The following is a 20997-nucleotide window of genomic DNA, read 5'->3' on the forward strand; positions in this document are numbered from 1 at the left end:
TTACACCGGCGTAACAGCGGACGTTGCGGCCCGGTAACCGGCCGGCCCGTTGACTTCTCGGTGTCAGGAGAACCCAACCAGCACAGGAGATTCACCGATGCCCACCGCACACTCCACTCCACCGAAGCACAGGCTGGGCGCGACCCTCGTGGTCGCCGCCGCGGCTCTACTGTCCGGCCTCGTGGTCGCTTTCGGGCCCTCCCTCGCCCAAGGCGCCAACGCCGGCCCCGCTCTCAATGGGCCGAAGCCTCCAGCAATTACGATCGGAACGGCCACCGGTACTACGGCCGAGCGGTCGGCCCAGGCCAAGGCGTTCACCGCCTGCATGCGCCAGAACGGCGTACCGGACTTCCCAGGTGTCACGGTCACGGCCAACGGCACCCTGCAGTTGGTGCCAGGCACCAACATCAACCCGATCTCGAAGACCTACCAGGCAGCAGCCCGCAAGTGCGCTTCAACCCTCCCGTCCGGTACGACGCTGCCGGCCGAACCGTCGCTGCCCACCCCTTCAGTCCCGGCACTCTCCAACCTGAACTGCACCGGAACAGCCTGCCCAGCCGCCCCCAAGCCCCCAACCATCCCGAACTAACCCTCGACCGGCCGGGTGCGCCACCCCTGGTACACCCGGCCGCCGCCGCGACCGAACTGTTCAGTCGCGGTGGACGAGGAACGGGGCGAAGCTCTGTGCCACTGGCATCAGTTCGATGGCGTTCACGTTGACGTGCCGTGGCTGCGAGGTGGCCCAGTGAACGGTCTCGGCGATATCGTCGGGGGTCAGCGGCTGCGTGCCGTCGTAGACGTTCGCGGCGCGCACCTCGTCCCCGCCGAAGCGAACGACGGAGAACTCGGTGCCGCCGCACAGACCCGGCTCGATCGAGGTCACCCGGACGCCGGTACCGTGCAGATCGCTGCGCAGGTTGAGGCTGAACTGGTGCACGAAGGCCTTCGTCGCGCCGTACACGTTGCCGCCCGGGTACGGGTAGGTGCCGGCCACAGAGCCGAGGTTCACCACGTGCCCGGTTCCCCGCTCCACCATCCCGGGCAGCAGGGCGCGCGTGCAGCGCACGAGTCCGGTGCAGTTGGTCGCGATCATCTGCTCCCACTGGTCGAGGTCGGCCTCCTGCGCCGGTCCCAGTCCGAGGGCAAGGCCGGCGTTGTTCACCAGGACGTCGACAGCGGCGAAGTCGGACGGCAGCTTCGCCACGGTTTCCACCACGGCCTCGTTGTCGCGTACGTCGAGGGCGACCGGCAGGACGGCCGGTCCGAGCTCGGCCGCGAGGTCGTCGAGCTTCTCGATCCGGCGCGCGGCCGCGATGACGCGGTGCCCGTCGGCAGCGAACCGGCGGGCGATGGCGGCGCCGAATCCGCTGCTGGCGCCGGTGACGAAGATGGTCTTGCGCGGATCCGTGGTGTTCATCGCTGCTCCAGCGACAGGAGGAAGGTGTCCAGCGCCGCGTTGAACTCGTCTTCGCGCTCCAGGTTCGGCATATGTGCAGCGCCCTTGATGATGGCCAGCGTCGAGCTCGGGAGCGTGTTGTGCATCAGCTCGGCGTCCGCGATCGGAGTGAAGTCGTCCTCGCTCCCGACGACCACCAGGGCCGGAACGGTGGCGCTCTTCAGCGTCTCGAGGTAGTCCGGCCGATCGGAGCGACCGCGCATTGCGGCGGCCGCTCCGGCGGATGGCGTCTGCTGCATCATCAGCATGACCTTGTCGGCCACCTCGGGCAGCCGGGCAATGTTGCTAGGCGCAACCATTTTGGTCAGCACCTCCTCGGCGTACGGGCCCATGCCCTCGGTCTCCAGCCGGTCGGCCAGTTGGCGCCGGGCTGTGCGGCTCGCCGGCGTCTCGGCCTGGGCCGACGTGTCGGCCAGGATCAGGCCGGTGATGCGCTCCGGAAAGAGCCGGTACGTCTCCATCACGATCTGGCCGCCCATCGACAGCCCGCCGAGCGCGAAGCTGCCGAGGTTCAGGTGATCGGCCAGGCCGATCACGTCGCGGGCGAACGTCTCGAACGTCGTCGTTCCCGGAACCACCGAAGTGGCCCCGTAGCCACGGAGGTCGGCTGCGACCACCCGGAGGCCCGGTCGGCCGAAGCGCTCTAGCTGGGGCTGCCACATGCTGCGGTTGAACGGGTGTCCGTGCACCAGGACGAGCGCCTGGTCGCCATCGCCCGCCTCGTCATAGCCGACGGTGATGTCGCCGATCGATGCTGTCGGCATCGTTTTCTCCTTGCTCCTGAGGGGACCGAGCACCACAATATGCACCGAGACGATTCGGATCAATGATAACTTTGATCTCGGTACAATCCTGGTTCAAGGAGCTGGCGTGACACAGGACTATGGGGACATCGCGGACTTGGTCGCTGCGGACATCACTGCCGGGCGGCTGCGACCAGGGCAACAATTGCCGACCCAGCGCCGCTTCGCGCGGGACCACGGGATCGCGGTCTCGACGGCCAGTCGGGTGTACAGCGAGCTCGTACGCCGCGGCCTGGTGGTCGGCGAGGTAGGCCGGGGGACGTTCGTCCGCACCGCCGAACCGGCGACCGATGCGCTGGCCGAACCGGCGCGGGCCACCGTCGACCTGGAACTCAACTTCCCGATCCTGCCCGGCCAGACGGAGCTCCTGACGTCAGGCATCGAAGGATTGCTCCGACCTGACGCTCTGGCCGCTGCGCTGCGTCCGGCCACAGTGAGGGGGACGAGCGAAGCGCGGGAGGCGACCGCTGCACTGCTGGCCCGGCCGCACTGGGTCCCGGTCCCGGAGGACGTCCTCTTCGCGGGGAACGGCCGCCAAGCGCTCGCAGCGGCCCTTGCCGCACTGGCAAAGCCAGGGGAGCGGCTCGGCGTCGATGCCCTGACCTACCCGGTCATGAAGACCATCGCCGGCCGGCTCGGCGTGACGCTGGTACCGCTGGCGATGGATGCCCATGGCGTCGAGCCTGCCGCCCTGCGGACCGCGGGTGTTCGCGCCGTCTACCTTCAGCCGACCCTGCACAATCCACTGGGCATCACCATGCCCCAACGCCGTCGCACCGAACTGGCCGATCTGCTCACCGAGCTGGACATCGTGGCGATCGAGGACATGGTCAACGGATTCCTCGATCCCACCGCGACCCCGATCGCCGCCATGGCACCGGACCATACGGTCGTGGTGGACAGCCTGACCAAACGACTGGCCCCCGGCCTGACCGCCGGCTTCCTCGTGGGACCCCGTCGGCTCGCGAGTGACTTGTCGTCAGCATTGCGCTCCGGCGGCTGGACGGCTACCGCCTTCCCGCTAGCGGCTGCCACTCGGTGGATCACCAGCGGCGCGGTGGCAACCATCGTGCAGGCGAAGGTGGACGATGCGCAGGCGCGACAGCGGATGGCCGCCGATCGGCTTGCCGGTATGACCGTGACAGCCAACCCGCGCGCCTACCATCTGTGGTGGTCGCTTCCGGCGCCGTGGCGGGCCGAGACCTTCGTCAGCGCCGCCGCGAGGCGCGGTATCGCCGTCACGCCGGCGGCGGCGTTCACCGTAGGTTCGAGCCAAGCGCCGAACGCGATCCGGCTGGCGCTTGCCTCACCCCCGATCGAAGTGCTCGACCAAGCCCTGGAAACCCTGGCAGAGCTGGCCAACTCCAACCCGGACGACACCGACCACGAGTAGCCCAGGACCGGTACGGCGTACTGATCGCGGGTGGTGTGCAGGTGGGGGCTTCGTGGCCCCCCGAATCGACCCGTGCCCCCACCACCGCTGAAGTGAGCCGGTGGTGGGGCGGTTGCCTACTCGCCGACGTGTGGGTCGTTGAGTGGGGCGAAGCGGAAGTAGGTCGGGTCGTTGAAGGTGCCGGGGACCTTGCCGAGGCCTTGGATGACGGTGGCGGTGCCGTTGGCGTGGCCGACGGCGTACAGGTGGGCCGTTTTGGTGTCTTTGTCGATGCCGAGCAGCAGGGTGCCGTTGTTGCCGCACTTGCTGGCGAGCAGCAGTTCGAATCCCTGCCAGGTGCGCTCGCGGACGCGTTTGACCACTGGTTTCATCGGTGAAGCGGTCGGGATGTGGATCGTGTAGAGCGCGCCGCGCTGGGTGTTGGCGAGGAACGTGTCGTAGTACCGGGTCTTGCTGATCAGCGTCATCGCCTTCACCGGCGCGAAGCCCGGGGATGCGCCGGTGACCTGCCAGTCCCCGGGGATGGACTTCCATCGGAGCAGCACGCCGTCGTCGCGCAGCCCGTAGAGCGCTCCTCGGGGGACGGAGTTTCCCTCTCGATAGAGCGCCTTGTCCAACGCGACGATGTCGCCGTACTGGCTGAAGTAGGTCTCCCCGCGGATCGAGTCCGGGTCGAGTACGCGGCCCCCGACGAGCGTGTAGCCGGTGTAGCTCATGGCGGCGCCGCTGATCACGATGCCCCCGACGTAAACCCCTTCCGGATCCGGGGACGTGGACATCGAAGTGCTGAGGCGCACCGGATCACTGAACAAGCCGCGCGCCACCACGTGGTCGTTCGTTCTCGTCGGCGGCGAGCCGGCTGTGATGCGTTGTGACCTGTGGTCACCTCCAGCCGTGACGGATCCGAGTTCCATCGTGCACCAGCCGGCGCTTGCTTCGCCGGCGGTTGTCGTTTCAGCGTCCGCGGCTCCGGGGGCCAAGCCGACGGCCAGCAGGGCAGCCGCGCTCAGTACTACGGAACCTCGACGGACGAGCTTTTGCTTACTGCGCATGTCGCAACCTCTCGTGACCTTCCCCCCCAGGTTGCGGGCGCCATGCCAGCAGCAGATCGTCACCCAGCTTGATGCGCCTGACCCGACGAATGTTGCGCAGTGCCGGCCTCGATCAGTCGGCATCCTTCGATCGGGCATAGTGGCGCGCGGCCTTGGCCCGGTTGCCGCATCCGGCCATCGAGCACCACCGCCGGTTCGCCTTGCGGCTCGTGTCGTAGAAGTGCAGGACGCAGTCCGGATGCGCACACGCACGAATGCGAGTCGGGTCCTGCTCGAGCAGACCCAGATAGTTGTCGGCGGCAATCCAGGCGAGCAGATCCGCAGGATCGTCGACTTCGGGTCTGACTTCAGGCCCGCTCGGTCCGAGTCGCCGGACGAGACGTCCTCGGTCGAGTAGCAGGTTCAGCTGCGCCTCGGCCGCAGCATCCGGTTGCCCTTCGACGTGAGCTTCGACGACCGCTCGCAGCGCCTCCCGTGTTTCGACGAGTCGCCGGCGCGCGGCTTCGGTCGTCGGGTAGCGCTGACCGTCGCCCAGGGCAGGGCTGGTCAGCCAGGTCTTGAGCCCGTCGACGGTCTCCAGCAGGTCGTGGCGCTGCCCGCCGTCCACCCAGACGGTGTTGAGCAGATCCATGCTCACCGGTTCACCGGTCAGGGGGCGCGGGTCCATGGCTCAGATTCTAACCCATGGCGCGGGCTTGACAAGTTAGAGATGTTCTATCCAGTATTGAGCCCAATATCGGTTAGAACTTGGAGGAACTGCGCATGACCACGACCACCGCCGTACCGACCGCGCTGAAGACCGGGCACATCGGTCTGAACGTGACAGAGCTGGACCGGTCGCTCGCGTTCTACCAGCGGGTGCTGGGCTTCGACGTCCAGGCCCAGGGGACCGAGGCCGATCGCCGTTGGGCGTTTCTCGGGCGGGACGGCAAGTTGCTGGTGACCTTGTGGCAGCAGGCCGACGGCGAGTTCGCCGGCGGGCGAGCCGGTCTGCATCACTTGTCGTTCCAGGTAGAGACGATCGAGGAGGTGCAGGGCGTTCAGGCCGTCCTCGAAGAGCTCGGGGCGAGTTTCCTGTACGACGGCGTGGTGCCACACGGCGAAGGGGTGTCGTCGGGCGGCATCTTCTTCACCGACCCTGATGGCATCCGCTTGGAGGTGTACGCACCGAGCGGTGCGGACTCCGCCCCGGCGCCCTCCGGCGCGGCACCGACCTGCGGTTTCTTCTGAGTCGATCGCCGGACGACGAAATGACCATCCAGTACCACGCGGGGGAGCGGCGGGCCCAGGAGCTCGCCGGTCTCCGGCCCCAGGCCGAGCACGCACGTCCCGCGATCGGCACGAGCATCCCGGCCGTCGCCGCACGATTCGTTGCCGAACAGCATTTCCTGGTCCTCGGAGCAGCAGACCCTGAAGGGCGCATGTGGGCCTCATTGCTGGTCGGCGAACCTGGTTTCGCTGCGGCCCCCGATGAGTTCACGCTGGATATTGCGGCTGTTCCCGTCGAAGGGGATCCGCTCCGTTCGGTGTTGACGCAATCAGCTTCCGTGGGGGCGATTCTGATCGACCCCGCGACTCGCCGCCGGATGCGGGTCAATGGGGACGCCGAGCCGACCGCCACCGGCCAGCGGGTCGCAGTACGGCAGGTTTATGCCAACTGCCCGAAGTACATTCAGCAGCGCCGGATCGACCACGCCGAGCCTGCTGGGTCCGGTCCGGCGCGTGTTGCGGAAGCGCTGGACGAAGCCCAGCAAATGCTGATCGCGTCGGCGGACACGTTCTTCGTCGCGACCAGATCGGCGAGCGGTGAGGCGGACGCCTCGCATCGCGGCGGGAACAGCGGTTTCGTCGAAGTGCTCGGCGAGCGTTCGTTGCGATGGCCGGACTATGTCGGCAACGCGATGATGATGACGCTCGGCAATCTGCAGGAGGACCCGGCGGCCGGTCTGTTGTTCGTCGACTGGAAGACCGGCGTGACGCTCCAGGTGTCCGGCCGGGCGAAGGTCGAATGGCAGGCGGATCCGGCGATCCCCGGAGCGCAACGTCAGGTCACGTTCGCCATTGACCGAGTGGTCCAGCTCGATCGGGGGAGTCCGCTGGCGTGGTCCGCGCCCGTGCCGTCCCGCTTCAATCCACCTTTGCCCGAAGGAACTCAGAACTGATGCGCATCGAAGTCGATCGAGCCACCTGTGAAAACCATGGACAGTGTGTGTTCGCGGCGCCAGAAGTCTTCGCCTTCGACGACGACGAACAGTTGACGTACGACGCTCATCCCGCGACCGGACTTGCCGAGGCTGTGCGCGCCGCCGCCGCGGCTTGTCCGGTGCGGGCGATCACCCTCGTCGAGCAGTGATGCGCCACGTTGTCGTCGTCGGCGCTTCGCTGGCGGGTTCGCGAGCTTCCGAGGCGCTGCGCCGGCATGGGTACCGGGGGCGGATCACCCTCGTCGGCGCCGAACCCCAGTTGCCCTACGATCGTCCGCCGTTGTCCAAGGACCTGCTCGTCGGCCGAACCACTGCCGACCGACTTCAGTTGCCACAAGCAACAGAACCGAAGCTTGTCCTGGGCGCGCGAGCTGTGAGCCTGGACCGCGGCAACCGCGAGATCGGACTCGCGGACGGACGAAAGCTCCCGTACGACGGACTCGTGATCGCGACCGGTGCGCGGGCCAACGTCGATGGGCTCGACACCCGGGGAACCGAACCGCATCCGCGGACCCTCCGCTCGCTCGATGATGCGGTCGCCCTGCGGGACCGTCTCCTGCCGCGGCACCGGATCAGAGTTGTCGGCGGCGGCTTTCTCGGCAACGAGATCGCGGCCGCCGCCCGACAGCGCGGTTGCGAAGTCGAATTGGTGACGAGAGAGGAGCTGCCACTGCTGGCGGCAGCCGGTCAGCCAGTGGGGAGCTTGGTTGCCGAACTGCACCGCCGTGCCGGCGTAACCCTGCACACGAAGACTCCAGAAAGTCGCGCGGATCTCATCGTCGCGGCCATCGGTGCGAGGCCGAATGTCGAATGGCTGTCCGGCGCGGGACTGCAGATAACCGACGGCCTGCTGTGCGATCGATGGTTGCGCCCAGTTGCCCAGAGCGGAGAAGTTGCCGAGGGCATCGTTGCTGCAGGCGATGTGGTCCGCTGGCCCCACGACCTGGCTGGCGGCCGTGCGATCACCGTCGGCCATTGGAGCAACGCGGTCGACCAGGCAGACATCGCTGCCCGGAACCTGCTGTTCCCGGAGCGGCCGGTCCCCTTCACCGCAGTACCGTCGTTCTGGTCCGATCTGTACGACGCGCGACTGCGAGCCGTCGGGCTGCCCCATCTCGGCTCACCCGTCGTCGAAGAACAAGACCTCACCGCGATGCGCCTCGTCGTCACCTACTGGCGGGACTCCGAACTGGTCGGCGCGCTCACGGTCAATCGGACCAGCCGGCTCGCGCAGTACCGTGCTGTGCTTGCAAAGCGGATGCTCGCACCGGAGCCGGCGGCGTACTGAGTGGTTATTGGCGGGCCTGGCGCGCCCGGTAGGCCGTCATCTTGGCGCGGGAACTACAGGCGTCGCTGCAATATCGGCGGGCTCCGTTGCGGGTGAGGTCCACGTAGACCCGGTCGCACTCCGCCGCTTCGCAGACGCCGAAGCGCATCTCACCATAGGTGTCGACCACCAGCGCGAGCGCGCTCGCGAACTCACCACCGAACGTCTCGACCCCGCCGACGTCGCCATGGAAGTGCAGGTGGAACGGCTGACCGACATCCTCTGTCAGGTACGGCCGAGCCTGGTATCGCCGCAGCAGTTCGTTGATCACACCTGCTGCGGCCCGCACGTCAGCGGCAGTGAAGACCGGTTGGAACGAGTACGCCAGCTTCGCGAGCGCAGTACCGGCATCCGGGTCCGCGACCAGTGACTCGGCGGCTTCCGCGCTGATCAGGGCCGCGAACGCGGGCACGAGGTCGCCGGCGTCGGGCTGGTAACTGCGGCCGCGCGCCAGGCCGGGCACGGTCAGGTTGATCAGCTCGACCACCAAGCGCGCCTGACGCTGCATGTTACAGGCAAGAAGCATTTGACAGGTAACCTCATCTTTCCTACGGTCGTTACCAGCATACTCACTTTGAGAGGTAACGATGAGCGCCTACCCAGATCTGCTCAAGGTTCGGGGTGTGCCTCGCCTGCTCACGTCGGCGACCCTCAGCAGACTGAGTACGTCGATGGTCAGCCTGACGGTCGCGCTGGGGGTCGCTCAAATCCATGGTTCGGTGGCCGCAGCGGGTCTGGCGCTCACGGCCCAGGCGATCGCTATCGCCGTCAACGCACCGCTGGCCGGGCGGTTGGCTGATCGTTTCGGGCCGCGTCGGGTGCTGCTGAGTTATCTGGCGGCGCACGCCGTCGCCTACGTGGTCCTGGTGACCGTTCTGCTGACGGGCGACGTTGTCACGCTCATCTTCGCCGCTGTTGCGTACGGCGTCACACTGCCACCGGCAGGCGCGGTACTGCGAGGCCACTGGCCGGTCGTTGTGCCGCCCGCGCAACTACGCACGGCCTATGCGGTGGATTCGATCACGAACTCCTCGACGTTCGTCGTCGGGCCGCCGCTCGCGGGCTTGCTGACCGTGCTGGTATCGCCGGGGGTCGCCCTCGCGTTCTGCGCGGTCACCAAGATCTCTGGTGATCTCCTGTTGGCGACCTCGCCAGGTTTGCCGGGGCGCAGTACCCGTCCGTCGAGTGGCGGCAAGGGTGCCCGGTGGCTAGGCGCACTCGGGGATCGCCAGGTGCGCCTCCTCCTCTGCATCGTTGCCTTGGACACCTTTGGCTACGGCTGCCTTGACATCGCAGCTGTTGCCCTGGGCATCGGTCACGGCGCGACAGCAGGTTGGCTGATGGGTGCGGTGGCGGTCGGTGAGGTGATCGGGGGTCTTGTCTACGGAGCGCGCCCGTGGACTGCTACGGCACGGCGGCAACTGACCGTCCTGCATGCCGTGACGGCGGTTGTTCTCGTCGCGGTCGGAGCAATCTCGGCTCTTCCGCTGATCGGCGTCTTCTTCCTGGCCGCGGGCTTGGTCGGCGGCGTCAGGGACACCGTCAACCAGGTTGTCCTGACCGAGACCGCGCCGGCGGCGTACCGCACCGAGGCATTCGCCTGGCTCTCCACCTGCATGTGGCTGGGCTTCGGCCTCGGCACAACAGTCGCCGGGTACCTCCAGTCCCGACTCGGCACACCATCGACCTTCCTGGCCGGAGCAACCTCAGCCGCCATCGCCGCAACCTGCACCCTGGCAATCCGCCCAGCGCCCCAGCCCCTGACAACAACCTCGAAGGATACTGCGCGATAGAGCGGCAAGACAGATCTGTCTTGTAATGAGACAGATCTGTCTGTAGGGTGGCTGATGTGAGCGAGCTTGTGGAAGTGCCCAAGGATCAGTTGTCGCCGCGGCAGCGGTTGGTGGAGACGGCTTTTCGGCTGTTCTACGAGCACGGCATCAATGCGGTCGGTATCGACCGGGTGCTGGCCGAGGCCGGAGTGTCGAAGGCGACGTTGTATCGGCACTTCGCGACCAAGGACGGCCTGATCGTCGAGTTCGTCCGACTGCGGGATGCGCGGTATCGCGCCTGGTTGAAGGATCGCGTCGATGCGCTGGGGAGCGATCCCGAGAGTCGCGTCCTGGCGGTCTTCGCGGCGATCAAGGAGCGCTGCCAAGCCGGTGACTTCCGCGGTTGCGCGTTCGGCAACACGGTCGCTGAGTTGGCGGACCCCGACCACCCGGCGCATCAGGCCGCGCGCGAGCACAAAGCGGCGATCCGTGCCTATTTGGCCGAGCTGCTGACGCAAGCCGGAGTACGGGAGCCGGAGCAACTGGCCGGCCGATTCCTGCTGCTGATCGACGGGGCCGTCACGACCGCCGTACGCGACGGTTGTGCGGATGCCGCCGACGAGGCGCGCGAGATCGCTTCCACCTTGCTACGGGCCGGCTGAACAGCAGCCGGCTCCAACCGACTATCAAAGGTTCCGAACATGCCCAGAATCACCCAGGTGTCCGACGAGACCGCGACGCCCCGGGCGGCCGAGTTGCTCGCCGACACCCGCCGCCAGCTCGGCCGGACGCCGAACCTGTACCGCACCCTGGTCAACTCGCCCGCCGCCTTGCGTGGGTACCTCGATTTTCGTGAGGCTCTGACCAAGGGCGTCCTACCGCCGGCCACCCGCGAGAAGCTCGCCCTGCTGGTTGCTCAACGCAACGACTGCGACTACTGCATCGCTGCCCACAACGCTCGCGGAAAGGCGCTCGGCCTGACCGCCGAGGAGTTACAGCGAGTACGGCGGGCCGACGATGCCGACCCTCACACGGCTGCGTTGCTGACACTTGCCGCGCACATCGTCGACCGGCGCGGTGCGGTCGATGACGCGGACGTGGAGGCTGCCCGGGCGGCCGGCGTCACCGATGAGGAGATTGCCGAGACCGTCGCCCATGTTGCCCTGAACACCTACTCGAACATGGTCAACCACCTGGCCGAGCCAGATCTGGACTTCCCAGTGGCCGAGCCTTTGAGCCGGGAATGAGCGCCGCCCCGGGAACTACGCAGGACTCCCGTCGCGGAGGATGGCGGCAGGACGTAACTACTGCCGCCATCCTGCTAGCGCTGGCCGCGATCGGACTGATGACGAACCAGCCCGTGCTGCTGGCTCCCTTTGCCGCCAGCGCGGTGTCGATAGCGATGACGCCGCAGGCGGCAGGCGCGGCGCCGCGGACTGTGTTGCTGGCGTACCTGATTGCCATGGCGGCCGGCGTCATCGTGCTGGTGCCGGAATGGGATGCTGTCGAAGGGCATTGGCTGGCCGCGACTGCGGCAACTGTGCTGGCTCTGCGGGTGATGCGTTTGTCCAAGGCCGTTCATCTGCCGGCGACGGCGATGCCGGTGTTGATCGGTGCAAGCAGCGCTCCCGCCCTCACCATGATGGTGCCCGTTGCCTTGGGCACCGTAGTACTGGTGGCGCTGTCCGGAGTTGCGAGACGACTCGCATCCCCCATGGAATAGAACCTGTACTACGCGGTCGTCCAGGGCCGGAGTTTCTCGGGGTTGCGGACCGCCCAGATGTGCTTGATCCGGTCGCCGGTGATTCCGAACGCCATCACCGTCACGGTGACACCGTCCAGCTGAGCCACCAGGCCGGGCTGGCCGTTGACCGCCCGCTCCAGGAACGTCATCTGGGGAGCCTTGTGGACGACGTCGACGAGGAAGCGCGCGATCTGCTCGCTGCCCTCGACCGGGCGAGGCACGGACGTCGCGGCGCCACCGCCGTCGCCGGTCGCCGTCGCCTCGGGGTCCAGGAGGCTGATGAGGCCATCGATGTCTTTGGCTTCCCAGGCCTGCTTGAAGCTCCTGACGAGGTCGGCCTGCCGGCTGGTCGGGGTGTGGACGACCTGTGAGGCGTCAATGCGACGGCGTGCCGACCAGGCCAGCTGGCGACAGGCGGCCGGCGTACGGCCGACGATCTCGGCCACTTCGGCGAAGGGGTAGTGGAACACGTCATGCGGGATGAACGCGACGCGCTCGGCCGGCGTCATCGATTCGAGTACGACGAGGAAGGCCATGTTGATCGACTCGTCGAGGGTGATCCGGTCCGCCGGGTCAGCCGTCGTGCTGCCCGCCCACCCGCTGATCCACTCCGTACGGTCGGGCAGCGGCTCCGGGATCCAGACTCCCACGTAGCTCTCCCGGCGTACCCGGGCCGAGCCCAGCAGGTCGAGGCAAATGCGACTAGCGACCTTGTTCAGCCAGGCGCCGGGGGAGTCGATGGCGCGCTGGTCCTGTGGGGACATGGCGTACCAGCGCGCATACGTCTCCTGTACTACGTCCTCAGCGTCGGCCAGGGAACCGAGCAGCCGGTAGGCGAGGTTGATGAGCCGGCGCCGCTCGCTCATGATCTCGCTCAGGCTCGGATCTGGCCGGTCGTCTGCCGGTCCGGATCTGGTGGTCATGGTGTCGACTCCTTGGATCACAGTTGCCCCACCTTGTTCGACGAGACAGCCCTCCGCAATGTCAGGCCTAACTTTCCGCGGGCTTGTGTCGTCGAACAAGTGAGACGAACACCTTGAGGAAGGGCAATGGACGTGGAGCGTGTGAACGCCGCAATCATCTACTACAGCGCCACCGGCACGGTGCACGCTTTGGCGAGCGCTGCCGCCGAGGGTGCGGAGAAGGCCGGCGCGCAGGTCCGGCTGCGCAGGGTCGCCGAGCTGGCCCCGGCGGAGGTGATCAAGGGCAACCCTGCCTGGGAGCAACACCTCCAGGACACCGCCGACGTCGCGGTGGCCGGCCTTGACGACCTGGAGTGGGCTGACGTGGTCCTCTTCGGTACGCCGACCCGGTTCGGCAACCCAGCCAGCCCGCTCAGGGCGTTCATCGAGGCCACCGGGGGGCTCTGGGGAGAAGGCAAGCTCGCTGACAAGGTCTACTCGGCCTTCACCGCCAGTAACACTGCTCATGGCGGCCAGGAGTCCACCCTGCTGGCGTTGGGAAACACGTTCTACCACTGGGGCGGCATCATCGTGCCTCCCGGCTACACCGATCCAATCCAGTTCACCTCCGGCAACCCCTACGGCACTTCGCATGTCTCTGGCGGCGGTGCGCCCGATGCGGTGGCACTGGAGGCGGCCCGTTTCCAAGCTCGGCGCGCTGTCGACACTGCGGCCCTGCTCAAGGCCGGCCGCGCCGCCTGACCACGGCCGGCCGCGCCGCCTGACCACGGCCGGCCGCGTCGCGGACGTCAGTGGCCGGAGGCCAACCACAAGGGGGATGGGAATGCTGCGAATCCACTTCACCGGCGAGGATCTCGCCCGGACCACGCTCCGCGCCGAGCCCGACCCGCTGTGGGAGGCGCTGCTCAGCCTGCACATGTTGCAGGTTGACGACGGGCCTGTCCCGTACGGCGCCTGGCGGCGCCGGCAGCGTCGGCAACTGCCGAAGGACGTCGTCCGGCCGCTGACGGCACTCGCTCCGCCGGTTGGGTATTCGCCCGACTTCCTGACGCCCTCGGTCGACTCCGGGTCGGTGGGCGAGGCGATCGATGCGGTGCTGTCGACGCCGAAGAGCCGGGTCCGAAGCGACCTGGCCAGACTGTCGCCACGGACGGGACTGAGCTGGGTGCGTCAGCTCGCCGAGGCGCAGTCCGAGACGATGGAGCGGCTGGGGCACGCCCTGCGCGTCTACCACCGATCCGCGCTGGCGCCGTACTGGTCGTCGATCGAGGAGGCCATCAAGACCGATCGCAGGCAGCGGCAGGCCCAGTTCGTCAGCGGCGGGCTCGGGGCAGTGCTGGAGAACATCCACCCCGAGGCGCGCTGGCGGAACGGGGTTCTCGAGATCGCGTCGCTGCCGGACGAGGTGTTGCGGCTGGAGGGCCGCGGGCTGCGCCTTCAGCCGTCGTACTTCTGCTGGCAACAGCCGACGAAGCTGCTGGACACCAACCTGCCGCCAGTGCTGGTGTTCCCGATCGAGGGAGCTAGCGGCTTGCTCCGCTTGGCCGACCAAGAAGCGGACTCCCTCACGAGACTAGTCGCAGTACTGGGCCGGACCCGCGCACTGATGCTCGCCAGCACGGTCAAGGAGATGACGACGTCGGACCTAGCCACCGCCTGCGGAATCGCCGTGGGAACCGCGAGCTACCAAACCGGCGTACTGCGCGAAGCCGGCCTGATCACTTCGCGCCGAGACGGCAAGGCGGTGGTCCACTCGATCTCCAACCTCGGCCGAGCCCTCCTCACCGCCCGCCCCCTCGAAAAAGAATGCTAACGGCAACTTCTTTGACCCTGAAAAGAGTGGCCGGCGTCCTGGGGTGGGAACGCCGGCCAGTTGGTCAGTAGTCGCGGTTTGCGCGCATGGCGGGTCCTTTCGTCGGGTCAGGGGAGGCGCAAGTGCCGGATCAGTACGGCGCTTGGAAGATTTGAGGTGTGATCGCCATGGCTGCGGCGCCGAGCAGGGTGGCTGTGACGAATAGTCGTTTGAGGCTTTGCATGTGTTCTCCTCAATTGGTTAGGGGTGACGAGTGGGGAGGTTAGTCGGGTGGGGCGGTGGAATGCCTTCTTCTCGATCTCAGGGGTTAGTGTTTGACAATTGTGGGCAGTACGTCGGTGGCGAAGAGGGTTAGTTGTTCGGTTAGGTGGTGGGGTGGGAAAAGCCAGAGGGCGACGGAGTCGGCGCCGGCGGCGAGGAGGGTGGAGATTCTGGTGGTGACGGTGGGGGCGTCTCCGGCTACGGCGAATTCGTCGATCCAGGCATCTTCGACCACCAAGGTCTCGCCCGGGGCGAGCTTGTCGATGCGGTTGCGGATCTCGGTGCCGTGGGCAGACTTGCCGACCAGAGCCGACTCCGACTCGGCCTGCAGGAAGAACCCGACGGCATCCCGTACTGCGTCGCGAGCGACCTGCGGGTCGTCATCGATCGCCGCAAGAACGAATGCGGTGATAGGCGGCTTCACGCCCGCGGCGGCGACCTGCTCGGCCGCCCACGAGATATAGGCGGGACCGGCGAGAACCGACAGCAGAACTCCGTCCGCCACGGCTCCGGCGGCTGCGAGTGCGCGCGAGTTGACGGCGCCGATCCACAACTCCGGCGGATGATCCGGTGGGTACTCAAGCCGAATCCCGTTGAACTCGGAGATCACTGTGTGGCGGTCGACCGAGTCCCCGGCGAGCAGCTCGCGGAGCGCCTCGAAGGTCTGGGTGACCGCGGTGAGCGGGCGTTCGGGCATCAACCCCATCTGCTGCAGCCAGTGGCGGTTGCCGAGGCCGATGGCTGCCCGGCTGCGGCCGGGGTGCATGCGGGCCAGACCCGCGAGCTCCATCGCGAGAATCGCGGGATGCCGCGTCATCACGCTCGCGAGACCCAGCCCGGCAGGAATCTCTGACGTGGCGGCCAGCATCTGGGTCAACCCCGACAGGCCACCTGTGAAGAAGCAGTCCTCCGAGAACCACAGCTCGCCGAAGCCGAGCTCTTCGGCAAGGCGTGCGCCTCGAGTGAGTTCCTCGGGCGGGGTCAGACTGCCGAACACCACCCCGACCCGGCTCCTGGCCGTCTTCATCTCCATCACCTCGCTATTCGGACCATGGTCCGAATAGACGTTACCGGACCACGGTCCAGTTGACAATCACCGCTGATCCACCGCGCGCTCGGCGAACACGACGGGGATGGTCAGCACGGCCAGCCCTGCGCCGATCCAGGACACGGCAGTGATGGATGTCCCGGAGTTGAGAGCGAAGCCGGCCAGAACGGGGACGAGGCTGATGCCCAGCTGGAATGCCGACACAGTCGTCGCACCGGCCAGCGTGGGTGCGTCAGCGGCGATGGTGAACACCCGGCCGTAGATCGCTGGATTCAGCACGAACCCCGCCACCCCAAGGAGCAGTACAAGCGGAACAACGGCCAGCGCATACTCGGCGAAAATAGCGATCAACACCGAGCAGACGACGATTCCCACTGCGCCGACCACAAGGGCGTAGTACGGGCGTTGGTCAGAGATCCGGCCGCCGACCGCTAGGCCGGCAAAGGCCCCGACACCGAAGAGCACCAGGATCGGACCAACCCAGATGTCTGCGATCCCTGCGACGCCGGTCAACAATGCGGCGAGGTAATTGAAGGTGATCATGTACGCCGCGGTGCTGAGCAACGTGGCCGCGTACACCAGCCACAGTTGCGGCCGCCGCATCGCCTGGAGTTCGCGCCTGACGCTGGGATCTTCTGTCGTTGCCGTCTTGGGCATCGCGACGATCACGGCGGCTGCTCCGGCGAGTGTGAGAGCGACGACCAGCCAGAACCCGCCTTCCCAGGCGGTGAGGTATCCGATGAGCGTTCCAGCGGGTCCGCCGAAGATCATGGCCAGGCTGAGTCCGCTGACCACGACGCCCGAGGCGCGTGCCTTTCGATCGGGCGTGACCAGGCTGACGGCGGTGACGGCCGCGACCGCCCAGAATCCGGCGTACGCGACGCCTGCGACGAAACGCGTGATCAGCAAGGGACCGTAGCTGTCGAAGATCAGACCGACCGCAATGGAGGCGGCGAACGCGGCCTGGGTCAGCGCCAACGCCGTACGCCGCGGCCATCGCAAGCCGATGACTGCGAGGGGCGGACCGCCGAGGACGACCCCCACGGCGAACGCTGAGATGAGTCCACCCGCTGTCGCCAGGGTCACGTCAAGATCGGCCGCGACCGCGGGCAGGACCCCGGCGAGGAGAAACTCGGCGCTACCCATCGAGAACAGGCTGAACGCCAGCAGATACACCCCGAGGGGGAGCCGGCGACCGGCGACCGGCGTCTGGGCCGCGACTTCGGAGGTCATCGCCCGGCCCCCTCAAACGCTGCGGTCAGGTCGTTTTCGACAAGCCAGGCCGTCATCGCGATGGCAGCGGCAGATCCTTCGCCCGCGGCCGTGATGACCTGAGCACGCGGGTTCACCACATTGCCTGCCGCCCAGACTCCCGGTACGCCGGTAGCGCCGCCCGGTGTGGTCACTACCAATCCCGTGGTGGCATCGGTTTCGCAGCCGAGCGCCCGCAGTACCGTGTCGTTCGGCGATGGCCGCGGGGCGATGAACGCAGTCTCACAGCGGATGACGCTGCCGTCGGCGAGCTGCGCGCCGGTCAGCGAGCCTTTGTCGTGCACGAGGCGAGTAATGGTGCCGTCGACAATGCGGACGCCGACTGCACGCAGTCGAGCAGCCTCGGTATCCGTGATCGCCATCCCGTTGGGGCACAGGGTCACCCGGTCGCTGTAGCGGCGTAGCAAGGCCGCGTGGTGCAAGGAGACAGCAGGCATCGCCCCGCCGATCACGAGCATCTCGTCGCCGAGCACTTCGTACCCATGGCAGTGCGGGCAATGGTGCACCCGTGATCCCCACAGCTCGCGGACTCCGGGAATCTCCGGCAATTCATCGGTCAGTCCTGTCGCGACCAACACGGCCCGGGACTGCACCACGGTCCCATCGGCCAGAGTGAAGGCAAACCTGCCGTCCGGCACCCTGGTCGCGTCGACGACGCGCGCTCTAGTGAACTCGCCCCCATATCGGGCAACCTCCTCCCGCCCAGTGGCCAGGAACTCCGAGGGCGCAACACCGTCCCGCGAGACGAACCCGTGCATGTGCGCCGCAGCCGCGTTTCTCGGCCGGCCGTCGTCGATCACCAAGACGTCTGCCTGCGCCCTGGTGAGGACGATTCCCGCTGTCAGGCCGGCCGCTCCGGCGCCGACGATCACTACATCCCAGTGGTTTTCCATCAATGACCACCTCCGGGACGAAGATGGCTCGCGGCATCCAGCAACAGCAACTTTCGTTGCCGAAACTGGAACCCTCTGCTGTCATGGGCGGATGGAGTCCTTTCCCGCGATTGCTGCCACCCTCGAACAGATCTCACCCCGCCTGCGCAGGCTCCGCGAGAAGAAGAACATCTCGCTCGCGGAGCTGAGCGGAACGACCGGTATTTCCAAAAGCACCCTGTCGCGCCTCGAGTCCGGCCAACGCAAGCCGAGCCTGGAGTTGCTGCTGCCGATCGCGGCCGCGCTCGCCGTCCCGCTGGACGAGATCGTCGCCGCGCCGCAGATCGTCGATCCCCGGATGCCGCAGGAGCCATCACGTTCCAACGGCCGCGTCATCGTCCCGCTCTCCCGGAGTCAGGGTGAGCCGAAGGCGTTCAAGCTGATCATTCCCGCGACCGAGACCGAGCCTGTTCCTCGGACCCACGCCGGGTACGAGTGGCTTTACGTCCTGAGTGGCAGCCTTCGGTTGATCCTGGGCGACTACGACCTGGTCCTCGGGCCGGGCGAGGTCGCCGAGTTCGACACCCAGCACTCGCATTGGTTCGGTTCCAGCGGGCGCGGCAGTGTCGAAGTACTCAGTCTGTTCGGCAAGCAGGGCGAGCGGATCCACGTCCGCGCACGCTCGAAGCAGCCCGCCGACGCCCCGCCCCGTCGTCAGCACCCGAAGCGCACCACCTGACAGTCATTGGCTCAGGCCGGTCCGGAAACCCTCGCGCCAGCTGGCGAAGTGCGGTTTCCATCCGCGGGATCGGGCCAGACTGTTGTCAGCACCGCGTTGCCATTCCCGACGACCGGAAACGCGAGTGGGAACAGGTGCCCCGATTTCTTCTGCGAAGGCGGTGAGCCATTCGCCGGCCGGAGCGGGTTCGTCGTCGACGATGTTGACCGGCCCACTCGGCCACTGCAGCGCCTGTACTGCGGCCCGCGCGGCGTCGTCGATGTGGACGAACGAAGTCACTCCGTCGTCGGCAACCATCCCACCGAGGAGGCCGGCCGCTGGATGTTCGCTCGGCGTGGGGCTCCGCAGGACTTCGGCAGCGAGCCCGTCGCGGTGGTACCACGTGCCAGGACCGTAGAACAGGCCATAGCGCAGTACGACGTGCTCTTCGAGCGTTGCGGCGGCGTCCTCGAGAGCGCGGATCCCATCCACGGTCGATCCGCGCGGTGGTGGGGCGTTCACGTCGAGAGGTGTGGTCTCGGTGGCCGGCCCGTCGCCGGGTAGGTAGGCCCACGCCATGGACTGAGCGACGATCCGCCGTACGCCGGCCTGCCGGGCAGCCGTGATCAAGTTGCGCGTGCCGACCCGCCGGATCCGGCCGTTGTCGGCCGGTGAGCCGCGTTGCAGGTCGGTCAGTTGGTGAACGACGACATCCGGTTCGGCTGCGATCAGCGCGTCCCTGACCGCCGCCACCTCGAAGACATCAACCTGTACGCCGCGGGCGCCGTAGCTCCGCAAGAGCTTCAGGCCCGCCTCGCTTCGGGTCGATCCGGTGACCTCGTGGCCCTCGGCAACGAGCTGGGGAACCAGCCGACGCCCGATCGCCCCGGTCGCACCGGCGACGAAGACACGCATTGGCTTCTCCTTTCCAGAAAGATGGGGGTCAGTTGTAGTCCTGTGGTGCCCCGCCTCCGGTCGATACTGTCTCCATGACAGCAGCGAGCGGCCGGATGAGGCGGGTCACGCAGCAGCAGTTCGGTGGTGCTGAGGTGTTGGAGGTCGTGGAAGTCGACCGCCCGGAACCCGGCCCGACCGAGGCACTGGTCCGTGTGCACGCGGCCGGCGTCAATCCCGTGGACTGGGCGAGCAGGGCCGAGGAGATCTTCCTCGGTCAGCCGCCGTTCACACTCGGCTGGGATGTCTCCGGTGTGGTCGAGGAGATCGGCGACGGCGCGACCGGGGTGGCGGTCGGCGACCACGTCGTTGGCCTGCCGTGGTTTCCCAGGGAAGCAGCCGCCTACGCCGACTACGTCACGGCACCGTCGCGCCAGTTCGTGCCCAAGCCGGCGAACATGTCGCACGTCCAGGCGGCCGGTCTCCCGCTGGCTGGTCTGACCGCGTGGCAGTGCCTCGTCGATGTCGCCGAGGTGTCGCCCGGGCAGCGAGTGCTGATCGACGCTGCCGCCGGAGGTGTCGGACATCTCGCCGTTCAGATCGCGAAAGCACGAGGTGCGTATGTCCTCGGTACGGCCAGCGAAGCCAAGCACACGCTCCTGCGCTCAATCGGTGTCGACGAACCCATCGACTACCGTGACGCGACGGCCGACCCGGGCGGTCTGGACCTTGTCGTGGGGCTGGTCGGTGAAGACAGTGACCGGCGATGGCTGGACTTCATCAAACCCGACGGGCTCCTCGTGGGTGTGCTGAGCGGTGTTCCCGCCGACCTGGAGGCACTAGCTCACTCACGCGGCATCCGGACCGCGCGCATGCTGGTCGAGCCGGACCGGGTAGGCCTTCTGGGCCTGACCGAGCTGGTCGAATCTGGTGCGTTGACCGTGCAGATTCAGCAGACGTTCCCGCTCGAGCAGGTGGCCGAGGCACACCGGACCGGAGAAAGCGGCCGTACGACGGGGAAGCTCGTCCTCACGATGACATGACCGGCCACTTGCCGGGCAGGGAGATGTGTTCGTGGGTGATCAGCCACTGGTCGTTCGTCCGCTGGAAGCACACGGTTGACTGGATCCAGACGGCGTCGTCCAGACCCGTCTTGCGAGCGCCACTGTCGATGTGGAGCATGCGGGCGAAGGCGACATCCGCCCCGGTCGCGAGCTTCAGGTCATGCGTCTCGAGACCGATGGGTCCGTCGTACTCGTCGAACCAGCGGACGAAGTTCCGGCGTACCGCGTCGGCTCCGATGAACTGGACGGGGAGCACGACGTCGTAGTACGTGATGTCGGGGGAGTAGAGGGACATCAGCCGATCGATGTCCTTGTCCCGGCAGGCCTCCACCCGGAGGTCCAGCAGCGCGGTGATTGCTTGGTATTCGTTCACAACAGTTC

General features: G+C 67.2%; 25 protein-coding genes. 14 read left to right on the forward strand and 11 right to left on the reverse strand.

All coding sequences use genetic code 11. The features are described 5' to 3' along the window. Positions 1-97 precede the first annotated feature (97 nt). Positions 98-589, forward strand: a complete 492-nt coding sequence (locus AB0F51_RS18680) for a hypothetical protein (RefSeq protein WP_360281389.1) — start codon at positions 98-100, stop codon at positions 587-589. Between the two features lie 60 nt (positions 590-649). Here AB0F51_RS18680 and AB0F51_RS18685 read toward each other — a convergent pair whose 3' ends face one another. Further along, positions 650-1417 carry an SDR family oxidoreductase gene (locus tag AB0F51_RS18685; protein WP_360281391.1) on the reverse strand — a complete coding sequence of 256 codons (768 nt, stop codon included), beginning with the start codon at positions 1415-1417 and terminating at the stop codon, positions 650-652. After that, the gene (locus AB0F51_RS18690; protein WP_360281393.1) at positions 1414-2220 is read right to left on the reverse strand and encodes an alpha/beta fold hydrolase; all 807 of its coding nucleotides are present in this window, start codon (positions 2218-2220) and stop codon (positions 1414-1416) included. Before AB0F51_RS18690 ends, AB0F51_RS18685 begins: the two co-directional genes overlap by 4 nt. A gap of 106 nt (positions 2221-2326) precedes the next feature. On the opposite strand from AB0F51_RS18690, the gene AB0F51_RS18695 reads away from it, so the two are divergent. Beyond that, positions 2327-3652 (forward strand): PLP-dependent aminotransferase family protein, encoded by a 1326-nt coding sequence (locus AB0F51_RS18695; protein ID WP_360281395.1) that lies wholly within the window; start codon positions 2327-2329, stop codon positions 3650-3652. A 116-nt stretch (positions 3653-3768) separates the two neighbouring features. Here the strand turns inward: AB0F51_RS18695 and AB0F51_RS18700 are convergent, their stop codons facing one another. Beyond that, a complete protein-coding gene (locus AB0F51_RS18700) occupies positions 3769-4704 on the reverse strand; it encodes a hypothetical protein (RefSeq protein ID WP_360281397.1) in 936 nt (311 codons plus the stop codon). Between the two features lie 112 nt (positions 4705-4816). After that, positions 4817-5371, reverse strand: coding sequence for a CGNR zinc finger domain-containing protein (locus AB0F51_RS18705; RefSeq protein ID WP_360281399.1), 555 nt, complete (start codon positions 5369-5371; stop codon positions 4817-4819). Between the two features lie 95 nt (positions 5372-5466). Between AB0F51_RS18705 and AB0F51_RS18710 the strand changes: the two genes are divergently transcribed. From AB0F51_RS18710 to AB0F51_RS18725, 4 genes are read left to right on the forward strand one after another with little or no spacing between them, the layout of a single operon-like run. Further along, entirely contained in the window at positions 5467-5934 is a 468-nt protein-coding gene (locus AB0F51_RS18710) for a VOC family protein (protein WP_360281401.1), read from the forward strand. A gap of 20 nt (positions 5935-5954) precedes the next feature. Then, positions 5955-6866, forward strand: coding sequence for a pyridoxamine 5'-phosphate oxidase family protein (locus AB0F51_RS18715; protein WP_360281403.1), 912 nt, complete (start codon positions 5955-5957; stop codon positions 6864-6866). Then, positions 6866-7057, forward strand: a complete 192-nt coding sequence (locus tag AB0F51_RS18720) for a ferredoxin (RefSeq protein WP_360281405.1) — start codon at positions 6866-6868, stop codon at positions 7055-7057. Before AB0F51_RS18715 ends, AB0F51_RS18720 begins: the two co-directional genes overlap by 1 nt. Then, positions 7057-8196 (forward strand): FAD-dependent oxidoreductase, encoded by a 1140-nt coding sequence (locus AB0F51_RS18725; RefSeq protein WP_360281407.1) that lies wholly within the window; start codon positions 7057-7059, stop codon positions 8194-8196. Before AB0F51_RS18720 ends, AB0F51_RS18725 begins: the two co-directional genes overlap by 1 nt. A 4-nt stretch (positions 8197-8200) precedes the next feature. Here the strand turns inward: AB0F51_RS18725 and AB0F51_RS18730 are convergent, their stop codons facing one another. Then, the gene (locus AB0F51_RS18730; RefSeq protein WP_360281409.1) at positions 8201-8743 is read right to left on the reverse strand and encodes a CGNR zinc finger domain-containing protein; all 543 of its coding nucleotides are present in this window, start codon (positions 8741-8743) and stop codon (positions 8201-8203) included. 79 nt (positions 8744-8822) lie between these two features. Between AB0F51_RS18730 and AB0F51_RS18735 the strand changes: the two genes are divergently transcribed. From AB0F51_RS18735 to AB0F51_RS18750, 4 genes are all read left to right on the forward strand, one after another. Next, positions 8823-10028 (forward strand): MFS transporter, encoded by a 1206-nt coding sequence (locus tag AB0F51_RS18735; protein ID WP_360281411.1) that lies wholly within the window; start codon positions 8823-8825, stop codon positions 10026-10028. Positions 10029-10084: 56 nt separating this feature from the next. Beyond that, a complete protein-coding gene (locus tag AB0F51_RS18740; RefSeq protein ID WP_360281413.1) occupies positions 10085-10669 on the forward strand; it encodes a TetR/AcrR family transcriptional regulator in 585 nt (194 codons plus the stop codon). A gap of 39 nt (positions 10670-10708) precedes the next feature. Beyond that, a complete protein-coding gene (locus tag AB0F51_RS18745) occupies positions 10709-11254 on the forward strand; it encodes a carboxymuconolactone decarboxylase family protein (protein ID WP_360281415.1) in 546 nt (181 codons plus the stop codon). Positions 11255-11352: 98 nt separating this feature from the next. Beyond that, positions 11353-11730, forward strand: coding sequence for an HPP family protein (locus AB0F51_RS18750; protein WP_360281416.1), 378 nt, complete (start codon positions 11353-11355; stop codon positions 11728-11730). Positions 11731-11738: 8 nt separating this feature from the next. Here AB0F51_RS18750 and sigJ read toward each other — a convergent pair whose 3' ends face one another. Beyond that, positions 11739-12674 (reverse strand): RNA polymerase sigma factor SigJ, encoded by a 936-nt coding sequence (gene sigJ, locus AB0F51_RS18755; RefSeq protein ID WP_360281418.1) that lies wholly within the window; start codon positions 12672-12674, stop codon positions 11739-11741. 126 nt (positions 12675-12800) lie between these two features. Between sigJ and wrbA the strand changes: the two genes are divergently transcribed. Together wrbA and AB0F51_RS18765 are read left to right on the forward strand one after the other, a co-directional pair. After that, positions 12801-13415 carry an NAD(P)H:quinone oxidoreductase gene (gene wrbA / locus AB0F51_RS18760; protein ID WP_360281420.1) on the forward strand — a complete coding sequence of 205 codons (615 nt, stop codon included), beginning with the start codon at positions 12801-12803 and terminating at the stop codon, positions 13413-13415. 82 nt (positions 13416-13497) lie between these two features. Then, positions 13498-14487 (forward strand): helix-turn-helix domain-containing protein, encoded by a 990-nt coding sequence (locus AB0F51_RS18765; RefSeq protein ID WP_360281422.1) that lies wholly within the window; start codon positions 13498-13500, stop codon positions 14485-14487. Positions 14488-14794: 307 nt separating this feature from the next. Here the strand turns inward: AB0F51_RS18765 and AB0F51_RS18770 are convergent, their stop codons facing one another. The 3 genes from AB0F51_RS18770 to AB0F51_RS18780 all read right to left on the reverse strand — a co-directional run bounded on the left by AB0F51_RS18770 (position 14795) and on the right by AB0F51_RS18780 (position 17961). Further along, positions 14795-15775: an LLM class flavin-dependent oxidoreductase gene (locus AB0F51_RS18770; RefSeq protein ID WP_360281424.1), complete on the reverse strand. Its 981-nt coding sequence runs from the start codon at positions 15773-15775 to the stop codon at positions 14795-14797. Between the two features lie 66 nt (positions 15776-15841). After that, a complete protein-coding gene (locus AB0F51_RS18775; RefSeq protein WP_360281426.1) occupies positions 15842-17029 on the reverse strand; it encodes an MFS transporter in 1188 nt (395 codons plus the stop codon). Next, positions 17026-17961, reverse strand: coding sequence for an NAD(P)/FAD-dependent oxidoreductase (locus AB0F51_RS18780; RefSeq protein WP_360281428.1), 936 nt, complete (start codon positions 17959-17961; stop codon positions 17026-17028). The genes AB0F51_RS18775 and AB0F51_RS18780 overlap by 4 nt, the downstream gene beginning before the upstream one ends. Positions 17962-18052: 91 nt before the next feature. Between AB0F51_RS18780 and AB0F51_RS18785 the strand changes: the two genes are divergently transcribed. Continuing rightward, the gene (locus AB0F51_RS18785; RefSeq protein ID WP_360281430.1) at positions 18053-18679 is read left to right on the forward strand and encodes a helix-turn-helix domain-containing protein; all 627 of its coding nucleotides are present in this window, start codon (positions 18053-18055) and stop codon (positions 18677-18679) included. Positions 18680-18682: 3 nt separating this feature from the next. On the opposite strand, the gene AB0F51_RS18790 is transcribed toward AB0F51_RS18785, so the two are convergent. After that, the gene (locus AB0F51_RS18790) at positions 18683-19573 is read right to left on the reverse strand and encodes an NAD(P)-dependent oxidoreductase (RefSeq protein ID WP_360281432.1); all 891 of its coding nucleotides are present in this window, start codon (positions 19571-19573) and stop codon (positions 18683-18685) included. A gap of 74 nt (positions 19574-19647) precedes the next feature. On the opposite strand from AB0F51_RS18790, the gene AB0F51_RS18795 reads away from it, so the two are divergent. After that, the gene (locus AB0F51_RS18795; protein ID WP_360281434.1) at positions 19648-20595 is read left to right on the forward strand and encodes an NADP-dependent oxidoreductase; all 948 of its coding nucleotides are present in this window, start codon (positions 19648-19650) and stop codon (positions 20593-20595) included. Here the strand turns inward: AB0F51_RS18795 and AB0F51_RS18800 are convergent. Beyond that, positions 20582-20989: a nuclear transport factor 2 family protein gene (locus tag AB0F51_RS18800; protein WP_360281436.1), complete on the reverse strand. Its 408-nt coding sequence runs from the start codon at positions 20987-20989 to the stop codon at positions 20582-20584. The two genes, AB0F51_RS18795 and AB0F51_RS18800, sit on opposite strands and share 14 nt — an antisense overlap. Positions 20990-20997: the final 8 nt, after the last annotated feature.

It is taken from the genome of Kribbella sp. NPDC023855 (genome assembly GCF_040639475.1).
Lineage (GTDB): Bacteria > Actinomycetota > Actinomycetes > Propionibacteriales > Kribbellaceae > Kribbella.